Origin of the sequence: Cohnella fermenti (assembly GCF_004801405.1) — a bacterium.
Lineage (GTDB): Bacteria > Bacillota > Bacilli > Paenibacillales > Paenibacillaceae > Cohnella > Cohnella fermenti.
Genome location: NZ_SSOB01000019.1, coordinates 87,412 through 108,631 on the forward strand (window position 1 = coordinate 87,412; position 21,220 = coordinate 108,631).

Consider the following 21,220-nt stretch of genomic DNA (forward strand, 5'->3'; position numbering starts at 1 on the left):
ATGCTCTAATCCTCATTACGGTTGCAGAGTCAATTCGTTAAACACAACGGAGATAATTCCGCCCCAATCGAATGCCGTCTCGGAGATGACCAGTCTTACGTACAAGGTATGGACATCCTTCGCCGCCGCCGACAGATCGATCTTGTACTCCCCGCCTTCGAGCACCTGGATCAATTGGTCGGCGGTATCGGGGCTGTCTCCCGCGTAGACGGATATCGTCGAGCCGAAGACGCCGGACCGGGCTGCGATGGTCGCCTCGAGGCCGAGGAAGGAAGTCTCCAGACTGTCCAACTTGTAGACGATCTCGGCGGAATTCTTGATCGGCCAAGTCCCGTCGGGACCGCCCAGCGACTGGAAGGTACCGCGAATAGCGGGAAGGAAGACGCCGCCGGACGCCTCGACCAAGGCGTATACCGCATTGTCCGCCCGGACGACGAACGGGTCCGTCGTTACCGCATACGTCGCGTTGGCTTCCGCCGTATTGCAGACGCTCTCGTTGGAGCACACCGTCTCGGCCGCATAATTGCTGCTGTAAATCGACCGGACGCGGGCAACGCCGATAACAAGCTCGCGCTCCTCCGTCCGCTCGCCCTGCTGCACCGTCACCGTGATGACCGCCTGCCCGGCGGAGACGCCGGTGACGATGCCGCCGTCGGTCACGGTCGCCACATCGGCATCGCTGCTGCGATACCCGATGCTGTACTGCGAAGAATCGATCGGCGTCTCATCCGCATTATAGACGTTGGAGACAATGGAGATTGAATCGCCGATGCCGATCGTCGATTTGGACAGGCTCGCGTTCACGCCCGCCATCTCGCTGGATTGAACGTTCAAGCTCAGCTCGTTGGATCGGATGACGCGACCGCCCATATACACGTAGGCCCGCACGGTCGTCGTTCCCGCCGCCAGCAGCTTGATTCCGCCGTCCTGCAGCTTCGCGATTTCCTTGTTCCCGATCTCGTAATAAACGTTCGCATCCTGAAGGGAGACTTTCTCTTCATTGTCGTAATAAGCGTTCAACTGCAGCGGAGCCTGCATGCCGGCGTACAAGGACTCCTGAGTCAGGATCAGCTCCGCGGTGTCGAGTTCGCGCTCCCCCGCTTTTTTCCGAATGCGCACATCGTTCAGGCTCGCCCACGTATCGTCCTGCGTCTCGCGCAGCTCGCACTTGATGTAGACCGTTGTCCAAGCGGACGTGTATTCGCCGAGCTGCAGGCTGCGAAGCAAGGTGTAGCTGCCCTCGTCGCCGCCCGGCTCGATGGAACCGACTTCCGTCCACGTCGTCCCATCGGGACTGACGTACCACTTCACGCTCTGCGAGTCCGGGTTGCCCATGATCGCCCGGCCGCTGTATTCGACCGCCAGGTCGGCGAGCGGATCGGCGCTCTCGATCTTCCAGACGATCGAGCCCGGCTCCGCGATATTGTCCGGTCTGGCAACCTTATCCTTGTAGTTGGAATCCAGCGAAGCGATGCGAATGTTGTCGACGCTGTAGGCGCGGGATGCCCAATCGCCCGCTTCCGCTTCGAAGGTCTCGGAGATAAGCGTGTCGTATACCTCCGAGATGCGAACCGCCCGCTTCACGCTTCCGTTATACGTATACGGGCTGTAGACGACCGTGACCGAATCGCCCGACTCCAGCCCCAGGTCATCGACCTTGGCCGTCAGAATGCTGCTTCCCGTTGCCTTCGGCGAATCCAGAACCGCCGCGGCGCCGAGCTCGAACCGCAGGGTGCCGTCGAGTTCGATGAATGCGTTGCGAAGCTCGCCTTGAATGGAGATCGGCTCGATGTCGGTAATCGTGCCGGAGATATATCCGTAGTAAGCCCGAATCCGCTGCGCCTCGCCCGCTTCGTTCATCTCGATGCGAAGCAGCTCGCCCGCTCCCAGCACGTTAAGCGGCACTTCCTCCAGCTCGTTGTCCGGCGCTCCGTCGGGTCCGCGAAGGACAATCGCATCGGAAGCGACGGGAAGGCGAATGAAGTTCACGTATTCGCCGACCGCAGGGTCCTGCGACATGGCGAACAAGTACCCTTCGGGAGCCGACTTCCCCGTGTCCCCGTCGACGGCCACGTATGCAGCCTCGAACGACGACGGATAGCTCTTGGCCGTTCTGCCTGCCGCCGTGAGAAGGAACTGGGCGATTCCGCCCGAAGCATGTACGGCGGAAGCATCGCCGGCCGCTGCGAGGGCGATCGTATAGACGCCAGGCTCCTCCTGCTCTGCCCGGTAGTCTCCATCCGGAAGCTCGGACAGCGTTAGCGCGACGCTCGTATCGACCTCCGCCGACAAGGAGATGCGCGTCCGCTCCGGGCCGGATTCGTACAGCACAACGTCGATTACCCGATTTTCCACCTCGGATGCCGCATTCACCGGATACTTGCCGAGGCTGCCCTCTCCCTTGACCGCGAATTTGGCCGGCAGCGTCTGGGACAGCTCCCGGATCAGCAGCTTATAGGCGCTGACATACTCGGCATCCTCATAGAGGCTTCTCGCCTGGTTGTAAGAGTCGTCTTCTCCGGCCCGTTCAAGGTACGTCTGCAGCAGCCGCTCGACATCGGCGCGGTACGCAACCCACAGATTGCGTTCCCGCATCTGATCGACCGTATATTCGAATCCGTTCTGATGACCGCTGACGCGATCCCGAAGCTCGTACAGCTTGACCGACCAGACCGCCGCCCAGCTATACAGGCTTGCAGGCAGGCCGGGAGAGTACAATCTCAGCTCCACGTATGCGATATCCGCAGCCGTGTCGATGGCTTGCGTCACATCGACCTTGGCCGAGCTGAAGTTCGCAAGCGTCGCAACGCTCGTCAGCTCGCTGCGGCTTGGCCCCGCCCATACCTCGACGCGGACCCCGCTGTTCAAGCTGGTAAGCGCGCGCCCTTCCACCTGGACCTCAAGCCCGTTCGATAGCGGCTTGCCGTCATTGTCGACCTTGAAGGTCAGGGCGCCTCCGTCCTCGCTTCCGCTGTCCGCAGTTGCGATTCTTTTCTCACCGAGTATGTCTCGCTGGATGCCTTGGACGTCAATAAGGAAGGGTCCGGGAGTCAGCGAGGCATCCTCCGCGAAATTATAAGCCCCCAGAGGAACATTATAGGAAGGCGTCTCGACCGTCTCCTGCCGCGTCCCGTCGACCGCCCGCATCAATTGATCGTCACTTGCTTGATAGTTGTAAATGTTGACGTAATCGGCGCCGTACTCGTATGCCTTCAGCATGGTTTGCATATCCGAGACGCTGCTTCGTTCGGCGTTCACATCCGCGAACTTCCCTCGGGCAACGATGTAGTCCAGATAACGGGAATCCAGATCCCCGGCCCACTCCGCACCGTAACGGATGCCGGTGGTCATGTGGGTCTCCCAAGCCCCCCGCTTCTCGTCCCAGCTCGGATAGTTCGGTGTCGGGAACATGTGCGTGTAGGCGTTCTCCACCAATTGCTGATCCGGATAACGAATGTCGTCTCCATCGACGATAATGGCATCGTACCCGTAGCCCTCGGCTATCGCATCGGACAGCGTCTTGATGTAGGCGGTCAGATTCGACGTCATCCAGTTGCGCTCCGCCTCGGACAACCCGTCCTCCGGATCGAGCGTCACTCCGTCCAATGCCGCATCGGCGATCACTTCGGGACTGAAGTCGCCGCCCGCCTCCGGCGAAGCGTTGAAGGCGAAGTACGGCCAGTACAACGGCTCGTTCTCCGTGAAGATGGAGACGGGAGGAATGGAGTCGCCTTCGGCTTCGATCTCCGCCGTCCGTCTGGAGATATACTCGGCGATGGCGCGAACCTTCTCCGCCCGGACTTGATTGTAGTCATCGTTGTTCATCGTCAGCCACGGGGTGTTCCCCCAGATGTTCGGCGTGGTGAGCTTCCAATAGCCGCGGCCGTCGACGTTCAGCGGATCGTATACGATCTGTTGATACGCGACATCGGTCCAGTACCCGCCCTTGCCGTCAGGCCCGGTCGGGGTGCCTCCCCACCAGGAGTTCAGGCTGAGATGAACGGGCAACCCGGTGTCCTTCGACAAGTCCATGACATAATCGAGTCGCCGGTGCAGCTCTTGCTCGTCCCAATGCATGTAGAGGATGTCGAAGGCAATGGCCGGCGTATACATATCCATGCCGGCGTATTGCTGCGCCAGATTGCGGACGAGCGCCAGGTCGGAAGCATAATCGTCCCAGGTCACGGGAGGCTGGAACAATCCGGCGGTCATCGGCCGGTTCACCGACTCGGCGGCGGCCAACGCTTCGAAGTCGCTGTAAGCCCACAGCCTGCCGAAGTTGACCCGGCTGTCGCTATCGTTATAGAGCGCAACGGCCGCATGATCGCTGTTGCCGACAAGCTCCGCAGGCACCTCGACGAAGTAATGGTTCGGCCCTGCGGAAGCTTCCTCATACGTCCGGCAATACACCTCTTGGCCGTTCACCCGGACGCTGTAAGCCAACGCGCCGGAAGCTCGCGTGTGGATCTCCTCGATCTCCAGCGTGAGCGGCTCGTTCGGCTCGATCCCGGACAGCTCGAACGACATGGACGATCCTTCGCCCGCGAGGTAACGGACACTGTAGCTGCCCTCCAGCTCGCCGACAACGGCGGAGATCGTATCGGTTCCGGAGGTGCCGGTCGTCGCGAGTCCGACCCGAAGCTCGTCCGCCGCATCGCCGAAGACGATGCCGGAGGTTGCTGCCGAGACAGGCGGTTCTTCGCTGCCGCCGTTGCCGCTTCCGGAAGTCGAACCGCCGGGCACTCCCGTACCGGCGAGAGCTTGGTCGTCGAATTCGACTCCCTCCGCCGTCTCCGTCCGATCCGGCAGACGCTCGAAGGTTACGCCATTCGCGGCAATGTGCGCCTTGAGAATATGTCCTTGCCCCGTAAACCTGCCGGAGGCTTCGACTCTCAGTTGATCGACGGTCGAATCGGCGTCCAGATCGACTTGCGTTCCGCCTGCGCCGCTCGCTACCGTCAGCTCGCCGATAGCCGCTCCTTCGACGGTCAGCCCGGCGGGAGCGAGAACGTTCACCTTGCCGAACGAACCGGCTCTCAGCCTCGCCTTGGCCCCCTTGGCTTCCAGGCTTACGCTCGGGAAGTCGCCTTCCAGGTCCGCCCCGGACAGCAAGCGGACAAGCGGAACGCTCGACTTGCCGGAGAGCGCGAGATGCACCTTCTGATCGCGCTTGCGCACGATGACTTCGCCCTGCACGGTTGTATCGTTCAGGATGATGCTGTTCTCTCCGCCTCCGGCGACAATGAGACGGCCTTGCACCGTCACGCCGTCCAGAATCACTTCGCCGTCGCCGACGCTCTCCGCTACGTATAAATCGCCGGTTACCGTCAGATGGCGCAAGGCCGTTCCGCTCGCGCCGACGACCAGATTGCCGCTATGCAGCGCCGTCCCGACCTCGCCGGGCGTCGCGATCCACTCGCCGGCCAGGTTGTCGATCAGCTTCACCGCCTCGGCGCGGGTCAGATTCGCTTCCGGCGCGAACAGGCCGCCGTCCCTGCCGGAGATATAGCCGTGCGAGGCAAGCGCCGCCGCCGCTCCTCGGGCCCAGGAGCCGATGCGGTCCGCATCGGGGAACAGACCGGCGGCGGGGTTGCCGCCGTCTTCGGAGGCGGGCGATTCCTCCTCGAAAGCCTTGGCCAGCATAACGGCCGCTTCCTGGCGAGTGATGTTCGCATTCGGGGAGTAGGCCCCGGTTCCGTCGCCCTGCATAATGCCGGCATCGGCAACTCTCTGCAAACTCGGCTTGTACCAAGCCCCGTCCGCCGCGCCGGAGATCTCGACTGCGCTTCCCAACTGCTTGTAGCCGAACAAGCGATCCAGCAATGCCGCGAATTCCGCCCGGCTGATCGTGCGATTCGGCTGGAAGGTTCCGTCCGCATAGCCTCGGACAAGCCCGGCGGCCTCCCACTTCGCGATCGCCTCCTTCGCCCAGCTTGAGTCGATATCCGTGAGCCGACTCGCCGCTTGCTGCGCGGTCCATTCGGTCGCGGCAAGCGGCGAGGGCCCGTCCGCGCCTTGAGCGGATGCGGCGGACCAAGGCAAGCCGCCGACTGCGATCAGAGCGGCCAGCGCTCCTCTCAATACAGTGAAGCCTATCTGTGCCATTGTTGATCCTCCTAGCGTTTTTTTGTTCTCGTTTTATTTTTTGGAAAAGAGAGATTGCTCCATATTGTGAAAGCGATTGCAAGTCGAGCTGAACGGCCCTTGCTTCACGACATACGCCGCCCCCATCGCGCCAACCTCCCTCCACTTCGCGCCGCAGCCGCTCCGACTCCGTCGCCCTGACGCCCGAGATAATGGAGCTTGTCCATTCGCTGGCAGCCTAGCACACACAGCGATTGAACCATGCTCCATCTCTCGATGCGCAGGAAGAGACAGGGGCGATTGACAGGAACCTCCTGACCCGCGCCCAGATCGAGCAATTAAGCATGAAATTTCGATTATATTCTGCGAGCTGCGGCCAGATCGAGCAATTAAGCACGAAATTTCGATTACATTTTGCGAATTGCTGCCAGATCGAGCCAATAAGCATGAAATTTCGATTACATTTTGCGAATTGCTGCCAGATCGAGCAAATAAGCACGAAATTTCGATTACATTCTGCGAATTGCTGCCAGATCGAGCAAATAAGCACGAAATTTCGATTACATTCTGCGAACTGCGGCCGAACCCCCGGAGTTCGCTGTTCAGCGCAGGCGAATCGTGCGGATCTCCTTCGGCTTCAGCTCCACTTCGAGGCTGCGGCCTGCTTCCGTCTCGCGCAGCGGCAGCTCCCGGAGCTTGCGTCCGGCCAGGTCAGTCTCGCAGGCCGATTCCACCGGCAAGCGCAGCGCGATCTCGCCCGACTTGTCCGCGTCGCCGAGATTGACAACGCGCAGCTCCAGCCCTCCGCCCGCGTCCGGCGCCGGACGGAATGCCGTCACGTGAATGTCGGCTTCCTTCGATTCCAGCCAGCCGCACTCCGACGGCAGCGGCCGTTCGGCGGCGATGGCCAGCCCCGCCGCATACCGCGGTGCCGGCGACAGACTCGCCGTCCGGGCGAGAACCGCCGCCTCCCGCTCGTCCGCGATCCGCCATGGCGCCGCCGTCGCCGAAGCTCCGCCAATCGTCAGCGCATACTCGAACGTCAGCTTCCGCAGCACTTGTCCGCCTTCGGCGGCAAGCCCGGGACCGGGACGGTTCGTCGTCGACATCCCGCGATCCGCGCCGCCCAGGTGCGAGACGCTTCGGAGGAGCGTAATGGCGAGGGTGCCTCCCGCTTCCGTCCCCGCTGCAACTCCTGCTTGCGCACTCCCTTCTGCCCCTCCCATTTCCTTAACCGCTCCTGTGTCCGCCCTTGCTCCAGCACCCGCTCCGTCCGCCCCCGCTCCGCCCTCGCCAAGAGAACGCGAAGGCACCCACTCGTACTCGTGCAGCCCCTTGGCCGTGAAGACGAACCGGCTGCGCGGGCCGTCCGCGTATACGAAGTGCTGAAACGGGAAGGCCGTCGGCTCGTTCTCCACCCAGACGTCCTCCGGAGGCTGCTCGATCGCTTCCGGCCAGGCCATGACATCGTACGCGGCTCCCGCCCGCACCGGCCCCCGCTTCCCGTCAAGCGGGAACAGCAAGCGCAGGCGATGGTCCCGCGCCGTATTGTCGACCGTCGTCCGGCAAGCCACGACGCGGCTTCCGGCCGTAAGCGTCAGCTCCGTCACGATCTCGAGGCGCTCCAGCTCCGCGCCGCGCCTTCGTCCGTCCGCTCCCGCGCTTCTTGGCGCCTCCAGCGCGTAGCGGACAGTCAAGGTGCGGCACGAGCGCCCGTCGCCCTTGACGGAGATGCTCCGTACGACGGGAGCGGTCCAGCTCTCGTTCAGCACCGGCGGAGAATAGGAATATTCGTCCCCGACATCGCCGCTGTCTTCGAACCGATGCAGCCCCGTTCGCCGCTCTCCCGTCTCCAGATCGAGCCAGGTCAGCGTTCCGTCCGGCTCCGCCGTCACTCGAATGAACTCGTTCCCGATCGCCGCACCGGACGGCTGAAGCGGAAGCCCGTTCAACACCGGCTGCTTCTTCAGCCTTGCGCCGACCAGCCGATAGCCGAAGGGCGGCAGGCTCGTCGCGAACACGCGCACCGTGTGGCGAACGACCTCCCGCTTGCCCAGCGGGTAACGCGCCGAATCCGGCTCGATCGGGCAGAGCCGTTCGATGCCCGCGATCTCCGCCTCGTACCGGACGCCGCGCTCGTCCACGACCTCGACCGAGCGGTACACCGTATCGTCGTCCGCATCCAGCTCGATCTCGACCGACGCGCTGCGGCTCCACGGCAGCGTGTTGAACAGCAGCACCGGAACGCTCCCTTCCGCAATCCAGGAGCGATCCGCCGCCTCGGCCAGCCGGGAGAGCGCATCGACGACAAGCTGGTTGCCGATCTGGGCCGCCTTGGCGAAGCGAAGCTCCATCTCGTCATGAACGGCGTCGATGCTGCAGCCGCAGATGCTGTCGTGCGGATGGTTCTGCAGAATGTACCGCCACGCTTGCCGGACGAACGCCGGCTGCGGGGTCCCGCCAAGCGCGGAGGTCAGCGCCTCAAGCGGCTCGACCGCCTTCTCCATCAGCGTCTGAGCGGCTGCGTTCTGCTGCTTCAGATAGACCCGGGCGGACAGCACGTTAGGCAGAATCGTGTTGATCTCGCCGCCCGGCGCGTGATTCGTGCGCCGGAACGCCCCCGCGAGCACAGGCCGCTCCGATGCGGCGCCCAGCGCAGCCTCCATGTAATCGGCGATCCCGGAGTGGATCAGCGGCGTCGCTTCCTTCCCGTTCCAATAGGCGACGAGCTCGGGGATGTGCCGCTGCGGCTCCATATGATCGAAGCCGTTCATCAGCAGCACATGGCCGCTGCGCGCATGCGGCCCGATGTGCGCGATCAGCTCCCGCAGCCGCTCCGCCGCCAGCTCCGGCTCCTCGGGCAGCTCCATCGCACTTGTGTAGCCGTAGCGGTACGGCAGATGGATCGCCGCCACGCGGTCGCCGCTCGGCGCCTCCCAATCGAACTCCGTCGGCATCTCCTCCGGCGAGCCGTTAAGCCCGCGCCACACCACCGCTTGCCCGATGCCGAACTTCTTCAGCAGTTGGGGCATCTGCGAGATATGGCCGAACGTATCGGGCAGATACCCGGCTTCGAGCATCGGCCCGAACGCCGCGCCGCTTCGCCTTCCTTCCTCCAGATTGCGGATAATGGACTCTCCGCTGACCAGGAACTCGTCGATCAGCACGTACCACGGCCCGATCGACAGCCTGCCCGAGGAGATGAGGCGCTGCAGCTCCTCGCGGCGCTCCGGCCGAAGCTCCAAATAATCGTCCAGCACGATCGTCTGTCCGTCCAGGTGATACCGATACGACTCGTCCTCCGCCATGATGCCCAGCAGACGGTCGATCAGGCCGACCAGCCGATATCGGAACGCTTCGAACGGCATGTACCACTCTCTATCCCAATGTGTATGCGATACCAGATGGATCGCTTTATAGTCGCTCATGCGTTGGTGTCCTCCTGCCGTTAAGCCTTGATCGCCCCGGATGTCATCCCTTGCACAAAATATCTCATCGTAAACGCGAACAGCGCCATCAGCGGAAGCGAGGCCAGCGTCATGCCGGAATACACCGAACCGTAAATGATCTGCTGCGGGTCCATGAATCGGTACAGCCCGACCGTCACCGTCGTCTTCGTCTGATCGGACAGCACAAGCAGCGGCCAGATGAAGTCGTTCCAGGTGGACAGGACGTTGACAAGCCCCATCGACAGGAAAATCGGAACGGCCAGCGGCAGCACGAGCCGAACGAACACGACCGGTTCCCCTCCTCCGTCCATGCGGATGCTCTCGATCAGCTCCTTCGGAATCTCTTCGAAGAAGGTGCGGAACACGAAGATGACAACCAATTGCCCCGTCGCGATATACGGCAGAATCGCCGCCCACGGGCTGTTGATCAGGTGCAGCTTCGAGACGAGCACGAATTGCGGCACCAGCGTCAGAATGCCCGGAATCATCAGGAAGGCGAGCAGAAGCCCGAACAGCGCCGCCTTCAACGGGAATGTGAACCTGGCGAACACGTAAGCGCTCAGACTCGACACCAGCAGCACCCCCGCCACGGAAGCTCCCGAGATGACAGCCGAATTTTGCAAATAAAGTCCGATCTTGCCGAAGGCATCCTTCATAAATTCCGGATGCGGCGTCAGCGGCAGCCCGAAATAATTGATCGACAACTGATAATTCGTCTTGAACGCCGTCACGACCATGAAGTACATGGGGAACAGCGTGAAGAACAACAGCACGGCCAGGATTCCGACCACGAATACGCGCGAGATGCGCCGGCTACCCATAGCCCTCTACCCCCTCTCCCGCATCAGCCTGGCGTTCAGCAGCGTGAACCCCATCTTCAGCAGAAAAAGAATAACGCCGATTGCGGAGCCGGTTCCGAGCTTGCCGTAGGTGAATGCGTGGTTGAACATGTACAGTCCGGGCACCATCGTGCTGTACCCCGGCCCGCCCTTGGTCATAATGAGCTGATCGCTGAACTGCTGCGTCCCGCCGATCAGCACCAGCACGGTCGTCAGGCGAATCTGCGGCAGGATCAGCCTCAGGTCGATTCTCCAGAAGATTTTGCCGGCCGATGCTCCGTCCATTCTCGCCGCCTCCCGGAGCGATTCGTCGATATTCTGGAAGCCGGCCAGATAGATCAGGAAGCCGAGCCCGCTCACCCAGGGGAACCCCTTCATCATGATGGAGCCCATCGCCGTCGCCTGGCTCTCGCCCAGCCATACCTTCTGCCAGCTCTCCAAGCCCAGATGGCCGAGCACGTAGTTCAGCATCCCGTTGTTCGGCTCGTAGAAGAACAGCCAGAACATCGTCACGACCATGCCCGGAAGCACCATCGGAACCGTGAACGCCACCTTGAAGAAGCCCCCGAGCCGGGATTGGCCCAGGCTGTTGATCAGGTACGCGCCCATAATGGACGCGCCCTGCAGCACAACGATATTCCACAGCATAAAGGCAAGCAGAATCAGAAAACTGTTACGGAATTCGGCGTTCTTCAACAGCTCGGCGTAATTGTCCAATCCGGCGTATCGGGGATGGAGGTAGTTGGTCATGCTCCAGTCCAGGAACGACATGCGGAACGCTTCGATGGCCGGATACAGCAGGAACACGCCGACGAAGGCGAAGGTAGGGAGCAAGCAGGCGTACAGCCAGACATAGTCGATTTTTTTGCTCATGAAGGCCTCTCTCCCGCTTATGCTTCTCTTGTTACTTCAGGTACGAATCGGCGTTCCACTCCGGATGGTTCTTGATCGCTTCGGACGCGTACTTCTTCAAGTCCTTGCCGTATTCGTTCAGGAATTCGTCCGCCGTAATGTGGCCGGCCATGTACTCCTGCTGCTTCTTGAACCAGTTGTCCTTCTGCTCCGCGGTGAACTCGTTGGCGAGGAAGTCGAGCTTGTCCTCGGTGCCGAACGAATCCATGATCGGCTGGAGAATGGCCGGCACTTCTACCCCGTCAACAACCGGGATCAGGTTCAGGTCGTCGGCCAGCACCTTGGCGCCTCCTTCGGGCGCGGTCATGTATTGCAGGAACTCGAGCGAAGCGGCGTCGGCCTTGTTCTGCTGCGCGTTGCGGGTGATCGCGAAGCTTGGCGTCGAGCCGATCTTGTACTTGCGGCGCGAATCGCCGCCGTATTCGGAATAGCCCTTGTCCAGATACGGAATCGGAGCGATGCCGTAATTCACCGCGAACCCGCCCTCCTGATGCTGATTCGGGTACCAGCTTCCGTTCAGCGCCATGGCCGACTTGCCTTCGTTGAAGATGCCTTCGAACTCCCAGCTCGCGCTGTTGAAGCCTTCGTTGAGGTACGGCACCAGATCGCCGATGAAGCGCAGGTACTCCTTCAGCTCCGGGCTGATCTCGTTCACCTTGTCCTCCATGACGGCGATCGCCCACTCGTTCAGCTCGACCTTCCCGGATTGGTTCAAGTCGAGCTCGGACAGCCGGGATTGCCACAGGTAGCCGAACAAGTCGCCCGCGAACCAGCCGATGTTCCAGTCGGTCGAATTCTGGATGCTGAACGGGACGTACCCGGCATCCTTCGCCTTCTTGGCGACGTCGAGGAATTCCGTGATGGTGGCAGGCGGAGAAGCGACCCCGATCTTGTCGAAAATATCCTTGTTGTAATAGAGATTCACCGTCACGACCTGATTCGGAATCCCGTACAGATGCGGGTTGTTCTCGTCCGAGCGATCGATGGCCGATTCGATCAGCCCCGGCAAGAAGGATTCCTTCCACGGCTTGTTCGTATAAGGGCTCACTTCGTCCAGATACGGCAGAATATCGACGATCCAGCCGTTCTTGTACGCATCGGCCAGCTTGCTCGTCCCGCTGATCACCTCGGGCTCGGAGGCCGCGATGAATTGCGTCTGCAGCCAATTCTCCGATTCCTGCGCCGGGATGTACTTCAAGGCCGCCTTGTTGCCCGATTGCGCATTGAAGCCGTCCACGATCTTCTGGTAAGCCGGCCAGGAATATTCGCCCTGGTTATGCATAACGGTGAAGGACACGGGGGCGGAATTCGCCGGAGAGCCTGCCGCCGTGCCGGAAGCTCCGCTCGGCTCGTTGTCGCCGCCGCAGGCGGACAATAGCGAAGCGGATACGGCCAAGGTTAAAGCGGTTGCGATCGATTTTCTCATTTTTGGGGTGCCTCCCTTTATGATGTGAACGTTCACATTACGTTCCGATCATAAAACAGGCTGTAACCGTTGTCAATCCATAATCCGGGATTTTATCGATTAAAATATCGCTGAACCGGCCAAGAAATTCGGAAAAAACCCGGATTTACAGGATATTCCTCCACGTCAAAATGATACCGTTCACACAAGACCGCTGCTTCGTGAATGGGGTATATTTCAAAGAGCGGGCGCGGAATTGGGACAACCGGAGCCGCAATGTGAACGGTATCACCAACAGCCGCAAGTAGGGACATAACAAGTAAAACCTTGTATTTTCGCGAAAAACGTATTAACCTAGGGAAGTAAACCGGATCGACAGGCATCCAGGATGTTAACGATCTCATGGAATAGGAGAAGCTTAGCATGGCAAGTACCATCAACGACGTTGCCAGACTGGCGGGAGTGTCCCGGCAGACCGTGTCCCGGGTGATCAACGAGCCGACCCTCGTCAATCCGACGACACTTGAGAAAGTCCAGCGAGCCATTCACATACTCGACTATCATCCGAACATTACCGCGCGTTTCCTGGCCAACAAGAGGGTCAAGACGATCGGCTTGTTCATGCCGTTCACCTCGGATCAGGTCCGGCAGAATCTGTTCTTCTCGACGCTGTCCTCGGTTGTCTGCCAGTTCTGCTCCAAGCGGGACTTCATCATGCAGCTGTTCACCTCGCTGACGCGGGAGGATTCGGGCAAGCTGTTCGTGAAGCTCTACAAGGAGCGGCAGGTGGGCGGTCTTATTCTGACCTGTCCTTCCGTCACCAACGAGGAGCTGATCAGCCTGATCACCGAGAAGATCCCGTTCATCATCGTCGGCAGACCGGGCATCCAGACGCAGCAGATTCCGTATGTCGACGTCGACAATGTGATGGCCGGCCGTCTTGCCACCCGGCATCTGCTTGACTTCGGGCATCGGGAGATCGGCTTCCTGAACGGGCCGGCCAACATGACGCTGTCCGTCGACCTCCGCCAGGGCGTGTACGCCTGCGCGGCCGAGCATGGAGCCAAGACGAACATTCGCGAAGCCGAGACCGATCTGACGTTTAACGTCGGGTATCAGGAGGCCATGAAGCTGCTGACTTCGCCGAGAAGGCCGACGGCGATCTTCACGGCCGACGATCTGCTCGCCATCGGCGTCAAGAAGGCGGCGGACGAGCTGGGGCTGCGAATTCCCGAGGATCTGTCCGTCATCAGCGGTGTCCAGACCGGTTGGGGCCACATCTTCCCCGGCATGCTCACCCATATCGACACCCAGTTCGAGAAGCTGGGCGATCTGGCCGCCGAATACTTGGCGCACCTCATCGAGGAAGGCGAGAATGGCGGCCTGGCCCGCGTGCTCGAGGTCCGTCTTGTCGAAGGGCAGACGTGCGCCGAGGCGAAGGTGTAGGCGACCGCCGGCCGCTTGCAATCGGCTGCAAGACGACAAGCCCCGCTTCTCCGCGAATAACGGAGAGTCGGGGCTTGCGGGCGTCGGTTTAAGTTGGAGGCTCGGAAGGAAGCTTGGATTGTGGTTTGGAATGAAGCTTGGATTGTGGCTCGGATTGCAGCCCTCAGACGTGTCGACAGAACCACTCCAACGCATTGTCCCACATCTGTGGAATCATCCTGTGGGCGACCGGATGCTCGCGAATCGCCAGCCGCTCCGGGCAAGCCGCATACGTGTCCCGCAATTGCCGCTCGAACCGGCGCGCGCCATCCGGGGGCACGTGGCCGTCGTCGGCCCCGTTCTCGAACACGATCGCGGGACAATGGCCGTAGTGACCGATATTGGTCAGGGGATTGAAGCGGCGATAACAATTCCACGCATACGTATCGGGCTTGCTCGGGGTCTCGTCCGTTCCGGGCCGCAGCCAGTCGGGCGTCGAGATGCAGGCGGCCACCGCGACGATGCGGGGATCGAGACCGGCGGCGGCGACGGCGATGTCCCCTCCCATTGATATTCCGCCGACCACCGTTTTGCCGTCCGCGCCCAGCGACTCCGCCGCCCAGTCGAGGATGCGGGGAAGCTCGTCGATCGTGTTCGCCATCATCGGCCAGAAGTAACGGCGTTTGTTGGCGTGCACCTTGGGCCAGAAGGTCTCGGGAGCCTCGGGCATCCGTTCTCCGTGCTGGTACGTGTCGAAGCTGACGGCAAGGAAGCCCCGAGCGGCCAAGTCTTCCAGATACGGCACAAGATCGTCCTTGCGCCCGCCCATCCCGTTTAGCCAGACGGCCACATGGCCCGTTCGGTTGTCGCCCGGCTCGCACCAGATCACCGGAACATAATCGACGGTCGTGCGATGAATCTGACTATTGCTGCGAGTCATGGATAAATTCCTTCTTTCCATTGGAATGATTGGAGTCGGAACAATGAAAGATTCAAGGATTCGTATCGGAAAAATTCGTTCTGCCCGCCCGGACGATGAGCTTCACGGCGTTGCGAACGGCCGCATGCAGATTCGCCTCCGCCCTCCGCAGCGCTTCATCGAGTCCGACCGGACGCGTAACCGTCGAGAAGCACCCCGCATAATGCGGCAGCAAGCGCTCCCACCCTTCGCCGAGACTTCCCGACACGAGCAGCGCCGGCTTCCCTGCCGCTTCGGCAAGCCGGGCGACATAGAACGGAGCCTTGCCGGACAACGTCTGGCCGTCGCTGCTCCCTTCGCCCGTCACGACCCAGTCGGCGCCAGCGATCCTCGCTTGCAGGCCGCTCGCTTCCCCGACAACCCGGGCGCCCTGAACGATCTTGCCTCCCAGGTGAAGCAGCGCGAAGCCGATGCCTCCGGCCGCTCCAGCGCCGGGCTCATCGCCGAGATCGCTGCCGGACAGCGCCTTCATCTTCTCGGCATACGCCGACATCGCCGCCTCCAGGCGCTCGACGACGTCCTCGCCGGCCCCCTTCTGAGGCCCGAACACGCGAGTCGCCCCCCGTTGCCCCAGCAAGGGATTGTCGACGTCGGAAGCGATCAGGAACGAACAGGCCCCGATTCTCTCGTCCAGACAAGTCCAATCGATACGGTCAAGCTCGGGCAAGTCCCTCCCGAACCCGGGCAGTTCCTTGCCGCCGGCATTGTAGAAGCGCACGCCGAGAGCGGCCAGCATGCCGATTCCGCCGTCGTTCGTCGCGCTCCCTCCCAGTCCGACGACGAAGCTGCGCAAGCCAAGATCGAGCGCCGCCCGGATGGCGTCTCCCAGACCTCTGGAGGTGGCGTTAAGCGGATTGCGATCCGCTTCGCCCACCATCGGCAAGCCGAACAAGGAAGCCGCCTCCAGCACCGCGCACGGTCCGTCTTCCCGCTCGATAACGCCGAACCGGGCCGCGACCGGAATGCCGAGCGGCCCGGTCGCTTCCAGCTCGACGACGCGGCCGTTCGTTGCGGCGACGATCGCCTCGACCGTGCCCTCGCCGCCGTCCGCCATCGGCACCCGGTCAATCTGCGCGCCCGGGAGCTCCGCCAGAATCGCCCGCGACATCACTTCGCATACGCGCACGGCGCTCATCGTTCCTTTGTACGAATCCGGCGCCAGAACGAACCTCATGGCCTCTCTCCTCTCCGTTATGAATGCTTCCGTCATACATCAACGCTTCCATCATACATCCGATTCGGCGGTTCTTCATTAAGCGTAACAACCAAATTTTATCGATGGAATCATCTATTTATTGTATGCTAAGTACATCAATTATCGTATACCGGGAAGCGGGGCATGGAGAGTGCTGACGAAGGAATTGGCCGAATGGATCGTTGGGGAGACGATGGAGCGGCTGAATCGGAACATCAATCTCTTCGACGGAGACGGCGTCGTTCTGGCCAGCGGAGATCGGGAGCGAATCGGGCAGGTCCACGAGGCGGCACGGGAGGCGATTCGGCACAATAAGACCTGCCTGGTCGAAGAGAAAACTCGAACGAGATGGAAGGGCACACAGGTCGGCATCAACCTGCCTATCGTTTATGACGGGGTTGTCGTCGGCGCCGTCGGCATCACGGGGCAGCCGGAGGACGTCAAGCCGTTCGGAGAGCTGGTCAAGATGACCGCCGAGCTCATGCTGAGGCAGCAGCAGTCCGAGCTGCAGAGGAATTGGCGCCAGTTCGTGGCGGACCGCGTGACGGACGAGCTGCTCGAAGGCGGAACGGCGGCGACGCCGGCCGACATCAACGGTCGGCTGCGGCCGCTCTCCTTCGCGCTGCATCCGCCCTACCAGGTTGCCACGGTCCGAGCGGCGCGCCCGGACCGCGGCGGCGAGGCAGATGCGCGGCTGCTGCAATCGCTCTCCCGCCGGTTCGCCGGCATGGCGTTGGTCAGCCAGCGACAGGCCGGCGAATGGACGATCCTGTTCGCCCGGCAGACACCCGACCGCGTCAAGAGATCGCTTGAGGGCCTGTCCTCCCTCGGCGCAGACGGCTCGCCCGGGAACGAGCCCTTCGTCGTCGGCGTCGGCGGCCGCGTGGACGAGCTCCGGCTCCTTCCGGACAGCCGCCGGGAGAGCCAAGCGATCCTGAAGCTCGTCCCGGAGGAGGGGAGCGGCATCGTCTACTACGAGGATCGGGTGTGGGAAGCGGTAATCGCGGAGATCTCCCCCGCCTCCAAGCGCAAGCTGATCGACAGCTACCTCCCCCATCTGCCGCCGAAGGCGCGGGAGACCCTCGATTGCTTGTTCCGATGCGGCTTGAACATGGCCGTCGCCGCGAGAGAGCTGGGCATTCACCGCAACACGATGATCTACCGGCTGGAACAAGTCAAGTCGGCCACCGGCTGCAACCCCCAGCACTTCAGGGACGCCTTGACGCTGCAGCTTGTGCTGTGGCTGATCAAGCAGGAATCTTCGCAGCCGGAAGAAGCGCCCGAATAACCTCCCTCTACTCTTCGCTCACCATTTTATTCGTAAGCGTTCCAAGCTTCTCGATCTCGATCGACACGGTGTCGCCTGCCTTGAGATACACTTGCCGCTCCGGGGGATAGCCGAGCACAACGCCCTCGGGCGTCCCCGTCAGGATGAGGTCTCCCGGAACAAGCGTCATGCACTCGGAGATATAGCTGACAAGCTCGGCACAATCGAAAATCATGTCCGACGTGTTGGAGAGCTGGCGAACCTCCCCGTTCACCGTACACTTGATGCTGAGGCGGTTCGGGTCCCCTACTTCATCCGCCGTTACCAGGTACGGGCCGAGGGGAGAGAACTTGTCGCAGGACTTGCCCGCCAGCCACTGCTGCGTGCGCAGCTGCAGATCCCGGGCGGACAGATCGTTGACATTGCAGTATCCGAATACGTAATCCAGCGCTTCTTCCTTGGGCACGTACTTCGCCGTCTTGCCGATGACGATCACAAGCTCCGCTTCGTAATCGACCTTGCTCGACACCTTCGGCAGCGGAATCTCCTCACCGTGGCTCGCAAGCGTGTTGTTGAACTTGTTGAACAAGATCGGATAGACCGGCAGCTCGGCGTTCGTCTCCTCCGCGTGCTTGCGGTAGTTCAGCCCGACGCAGATGATCTTGTTCGGATGAGTCACGCAAGGTCCGAGGTTCAGGCTCGATTGTTGCTTCATATAATTATCGCGGTCAGAAGCGTCCGTCGCCGCTGCGACGAATGCTTCCAGTGCGGTCAGTGCGGCATCTCCGCCCTCGATCACCTGCTGGACGGTTGCCGGAATGCCGGCGCTCTCACTCTTGTTCCCACGAACGGCCAAGGCCGCCGCGACATCCAGAACGCTCTCTTCATCCCCGATATGCACACCCAGCTTATAAGTGCCGTTCTCTTCAAAATTCAGCAGTCTCATTCTCTTCAGCTCTCCTCTATCGGTTGCGAATAATGATGAATTTACGCGTTCTTGCCGAATACGGCGCCGCCGTCGATATAGAGCGGAGAGCCCATCATGAACTTCGACTCGTCCGAGGCCAGGAATACGGCAGCTTGCGCGACATCCTCCGGGCTTCCCAGCTCTTCGCTAAGCTGGCGCTTCTTGATCGAAGCGATCGCCGCTTCCGGATCGTCGTAGGACGACTTCAGGTACTGCTCCACGAACGGCGTCAGAATTGTCCCCGGCAGCAGGGCGTTGACGCGAATCCCGTACGACACATAGTCTACCTGCATCGACTTCGTCAGCGCAAGCACCGCCCCCTTCGAAGCTGAATAGGACGCCCGCTTCGCGAGACCGATCTCGGCGACGCAGGAGGACATATTAATGATGACTCCCGACTTCTGCTGCATCATCGACGGTAGGACAACCTTACTTGGCAAGTACACGCCGCGGATGTTCACCCGGATCACCCGATCCCAGTCGTCCGGCTCCACCTCATGCAACGCGCCGACGCCGCTGATGCCGGCATTATTGAACAGAACGTCGATGCGGCCGAACTGCGCGAGCGCACGCTCGACCATGCTCTGCACAGACAGCGGGTCCGTGACGTCCGCCCCGATCGCCGCCGCCGTTCCCCCCGCCTCCCGAATGCGCTCTGCCGTCTCCTCCGCTTTGGCCTCGTCCAGATCGTTGACGACAACCGCTGCGCCTTCTCCGGCGAAAGCAAGCGCGGAGCATCTCCCAATCCCGGAGCCGGCTCCGGTGATCAGCGCGATTTTCCCGTTTAATCGCATAGTTGCGGCCTCCATATTCTCTTGTTTGATTCTCGTTTTGCGGTTTATTATAATAAACTAAGTTTAATATATTAAAATAATATCATCCCCGTTGCTGCAGAGCAACTAAAATTTCCATGTTCGCCCGCTCACCCTCACCCCGCAAGACAACTCCTCCCTCCTCGACCGCCGATCGTTACCGCCGACTGTTGCGATTTTATGCGAAATTTCGCATTCGTCGGTCCCGCCACCGTCCAGCATCAGCCGACGCGTTCGGCTTGTTGGCGAGTCGGTGAGCCGACGAGTCGTTTTCCATATTATGGTCATAAGAAAGAAGCTATTCCCCTTCTGAACCCTTATGCCTCTTCTCCCCTTGGATCAGGAACTTCCGCTTGCCGATCCTGCCCTTTGCTCTTGGGTCAGCTCATTTCCCTTGCACCTCCTTATCCTGAGCGAAAGGGAGAAGAAACCTAATGCCGCCAGAGGGGGAGAAGGTGCGAGGGGAGGAGGTGCGAGGGGAGAAGGCGCGGGGGGGAGGAGTTGCCGCGTACGGAAGCATGGCAAGCGGATCTCTCTAGGCGTTGAGCGCGGCGCTCCTCTCCCGCTCCGGGAGCCCCTATCGTAGGGGGATAACCGTTCGGGTTGTCATAGCGGTTTTTCGCATAAGGAAGACGGTCGAGACATCGCGCCCTGACCGTTCCACCCAATGCTGTTCGTACCTCCGGTCCGCCGGCTTTTGCGATTTTATGCGGTTTTTCACATTCATCGATTCGAATTAGCCGCAATCTCGGCGTTTTATGTGATTTTTAGCATACATGCGACAACTGGAGCCGGAATTTTCTCTATATAGGCTATTTTTCACATAGAATCGTCCAATCTGCCCGTTATCGCGATGCTCGAATGTGATATTTCACATCCATTCCTCGTATCCGGCGAGTCCGGCGAGATGTCCGGCCCCCTCTCCCGCACGATTCTAAATGGGCTGCCCCAAAACTTATCGATTCTTATATAAAAAAAGACCGCCCTCCAGGTTCCCGTCAAGGGCCTGTCGGACGTCTCTTGTGGCTTAACTATTCAGGCGATCGAGAGGCGATCGGCCAACTGCAGAAGCTCGCTCAGCACGAACTCCCGCTTGCTCTCCCAACGGTGCCGCAGCATCGAGCAGCTGATCGCGGACACGGTCTTGCCGTGCCGAACGATGGGAACCGCGATACAGCAGAAGCCTTGGACCGCCTCTTCCGTATCCTCCGCATAGCCGCGCTCGCGAATGAGCCCCACCTCGGCATGAAGCGCCGACAGCTCCGTTATCGTATTCGGCGTCAGCCGCTCAAGCGGTTCCGCATCCGCATCCGAATAAAGCCGCGGCCACCGGTCATCCGGCAATCCGGAGAGCAGCACCTTGCCAAGCGCGGTCGAGTGCGCCGGCAATCGCATGCCGGGCTCGGACATCAGCTTGACCGGACCGGGGAACTCCTCCTTGGCCAGGTACAGCACCTCGTTGCCCAGAAGCTCCGCCAACTGAATCGTCTCTTCCAGCTTGCTCTTCGTGAGAGCCGCCTCCAGATGGAAGGAAGCGATCAAGTCATTCTGTTGAAAATATCCTCCCGCCAACGCCCCGAGCGCAGCGCCGATTCGGAACGTATCGTCCTTGTCTCTGCGGACCCAATCCAGCTTCTCGAGCGTATTCAGCAGAGAGAACATCGAGCTCTTGTTAATGTCCGTCCGCTTGGACAGATCGATGAGCCGCAGCTCTCCCGGATACCGGGCAACGAGCCGCAGCACCTGATCGGCCCGTTCGATGGCCGGCACCCAGTATTTGCGTTCCATCCGCGTCCCTCCCCGCTCATCTCGCCCTGCCATCATGCGGCTAATTATAGCATTATAGCAAGCCGGGAGGGGGACTGTCGATTTATCCGATGGACTGC

The 21,220-nt window shown here is 61.0% G+C and carries 12 protein-coding genes; 2 read left to right on the forward strand and 10 right to left on the reverse strand.

The features are described from left to right. Window positions 1–15: 15 nt before the first annotated feature. The 5 genes from E6C55_RS16260 to E6C55_RS16280 all read right to left on the reverse strand — a co-directional run bounded on the left by E6C55_RS16260 (window position 16) and on the right by E6C55_RS16280 (window position 12,710). Complete coding sequence (locus E6C55_RS16260; RefSeq protein WP_136370868.1) at window positions 16–6,105, reverse strand: S-layer homology domain-containing protein; 6,090 nt, start codon at window positions 6,103–6,105, stop codon at window positions 16–18. 581 nt (window positions 6,106–6,686) lie between these two features. Beyond that, the gene (locus E6C55_RS16265) at window positions 6,687–9,512 is read right to left on the reverse strand and encodes an alpha-mannosidase (protein WP_136370869.1); all 2,826 of its coding nucleotides are present in this window, start codon (window positions 9,510–9,512) and stop codon (window positions 6,687–6,689) included. A 20-nt stretch (window positions 9,513–9,532) separates the two neighbouring features. Then, on the reverse strand, window positions 9,533–10,354 hold the full coding sequence (locus tag E6C55_RS16270; RefSeq protein ID WP_136370870.1) for a carbohydrate ABC transporter permease: 822 nt from the start codon (window positions 10,352–10,354) through the stop codon (window positions 9,533–9,535). A gap of 6 nt (window positions 10,355–10,360) precedes the next feature. Then, entirely contained in the window at window positions 10,361–11,245 is an 885-nt protein-coding gene (locus E6C55_RS16275; protein ID WP_136370871.1) for a carbohydrate ABC transporter permease, read from the reverse strand. 31 nt (window positions 11,246–11,276) lie between these two features. After that, complete coding sequence (locus tag E6C55_RS16280; RefSeq protein WP_136370872.1) at window positions 11,277–12,710, reverse strand: ABC transporter substrate-binding protein; 1,434 nt, start codon at window positions 12,708–12,710, stop codon at window positions 11,277–11,279. Between the two features lie 402 nt (window positions 12,711–13,112). Between E6C55_RS16280 and E6C55_RS16285 the strand changes: the two genes are divergently transcribed. Beyond that, complete coding sequence (locus tag E6C55_RS16285) at window positions 13,113–14,135, forward strand: LacI family DNA-binding transcriptional regulator (RefSeq protein WP_136370873.1); 1,023 nt, start codon at window positions 13,113–13,115, stop codon at window positions 14,133–14,135. A 163-nt stretch (window positions 14,136–14,298) separates the two neighbouring features. Here E6C55_RS16285 and E6C55_RS16290 read toward each other — a convergent pair whose 3' ends face one another. Continuing rightward, window positions 14,299–15,054 carry an alpha/beta hydrolase gene (locus E6C55_RS16290; RefSeq protein ID WP_168735683.1) on the reverse strand — a complete coding sequence of 252 codons (756 nt, stop codon included), beginning with the start codon at window positions 15,052–15,054 and terminating at the stop codon, window positions 14,299–14,301. Window positions 15,055–15,106: 52 nt separating this feature from the next. Then, window positions 15,107–16,267 (reverse strand): glycerate kinase, encoded by a 1,161-nt coding sequence (locus E6C55_RS16295; protein ID WP_168735684.1) that lies wholly within the window; start codon window positions 16,265–16,267, stop codon window positions 15,107–15,109. Window positions 16,268–16,439: 172 nt separating this feature from the next. Here E6C55_RS16295 and E6C55_RS16300 point away from each other — a divergent pair, with 172 nt between their 5' ends. Then, window positions 16,440–17,576, forward strand: a complete 1,137-nt coding sequence (locus tag E6C55_RS16300; protein WP_136370876.1) for a CdaR family transcriptional regulator — start codon at window positions 16,440–16,442, stop codon at window positions 17,574–17,576. Window positions 17,577–17,583: 7 nt separating this feature from the next. Here E6C55_RS16300 and E6C55_RS16305 read toward each other — a convergent pair whose 3' ends face one another. The 3 genes from E6C55_RS16305 to E6C55_RS16315 all read right to left on the reverse strand — a co-directional run bounded on the left by E6C55_RS16305 (window position 17,584) and on the right by E6C55_RS16315 (window position 21,122). Next, window positions 17,584–18,501: a fumarylacetoacetate hydrolase family protein gene (locus E6C55_RS16305; protein WP_136370877.1), complete on the reverse strand. Its 918-nt coding sequence runs from the start codon at window positions 18,499–18,501 to the stop codon at window positions 17,584–17,586. A gap of 41 nt (window positions 18,502–18,542) precedes the next feature. Beyond that, a complete protein-coding gene (locus tag E6C55_RS16310; protein ID WP_136370878.1) occupies window positions 18,543–19,316 on the reverse strand; it encodes an SDR family NAD(P)-dependent oxidoreductase in 774 nt (257 codons plus the stop codon). A 1,053-nt stretch (window positions 19,317–20,369) separates the two neighbouring features. Further along, a complete protein-coding gene (locus E6C55_RS16315; RefSeq protein WP_136370879.1) occupies window positions 20,370–21,122 on the reverse strand; it encodes an IclR family transcriptional regulator in 753 nt (250 codons plus the stop codon). Window positions 21,123–21,220 lie beyond the last annotated feature (98 nt).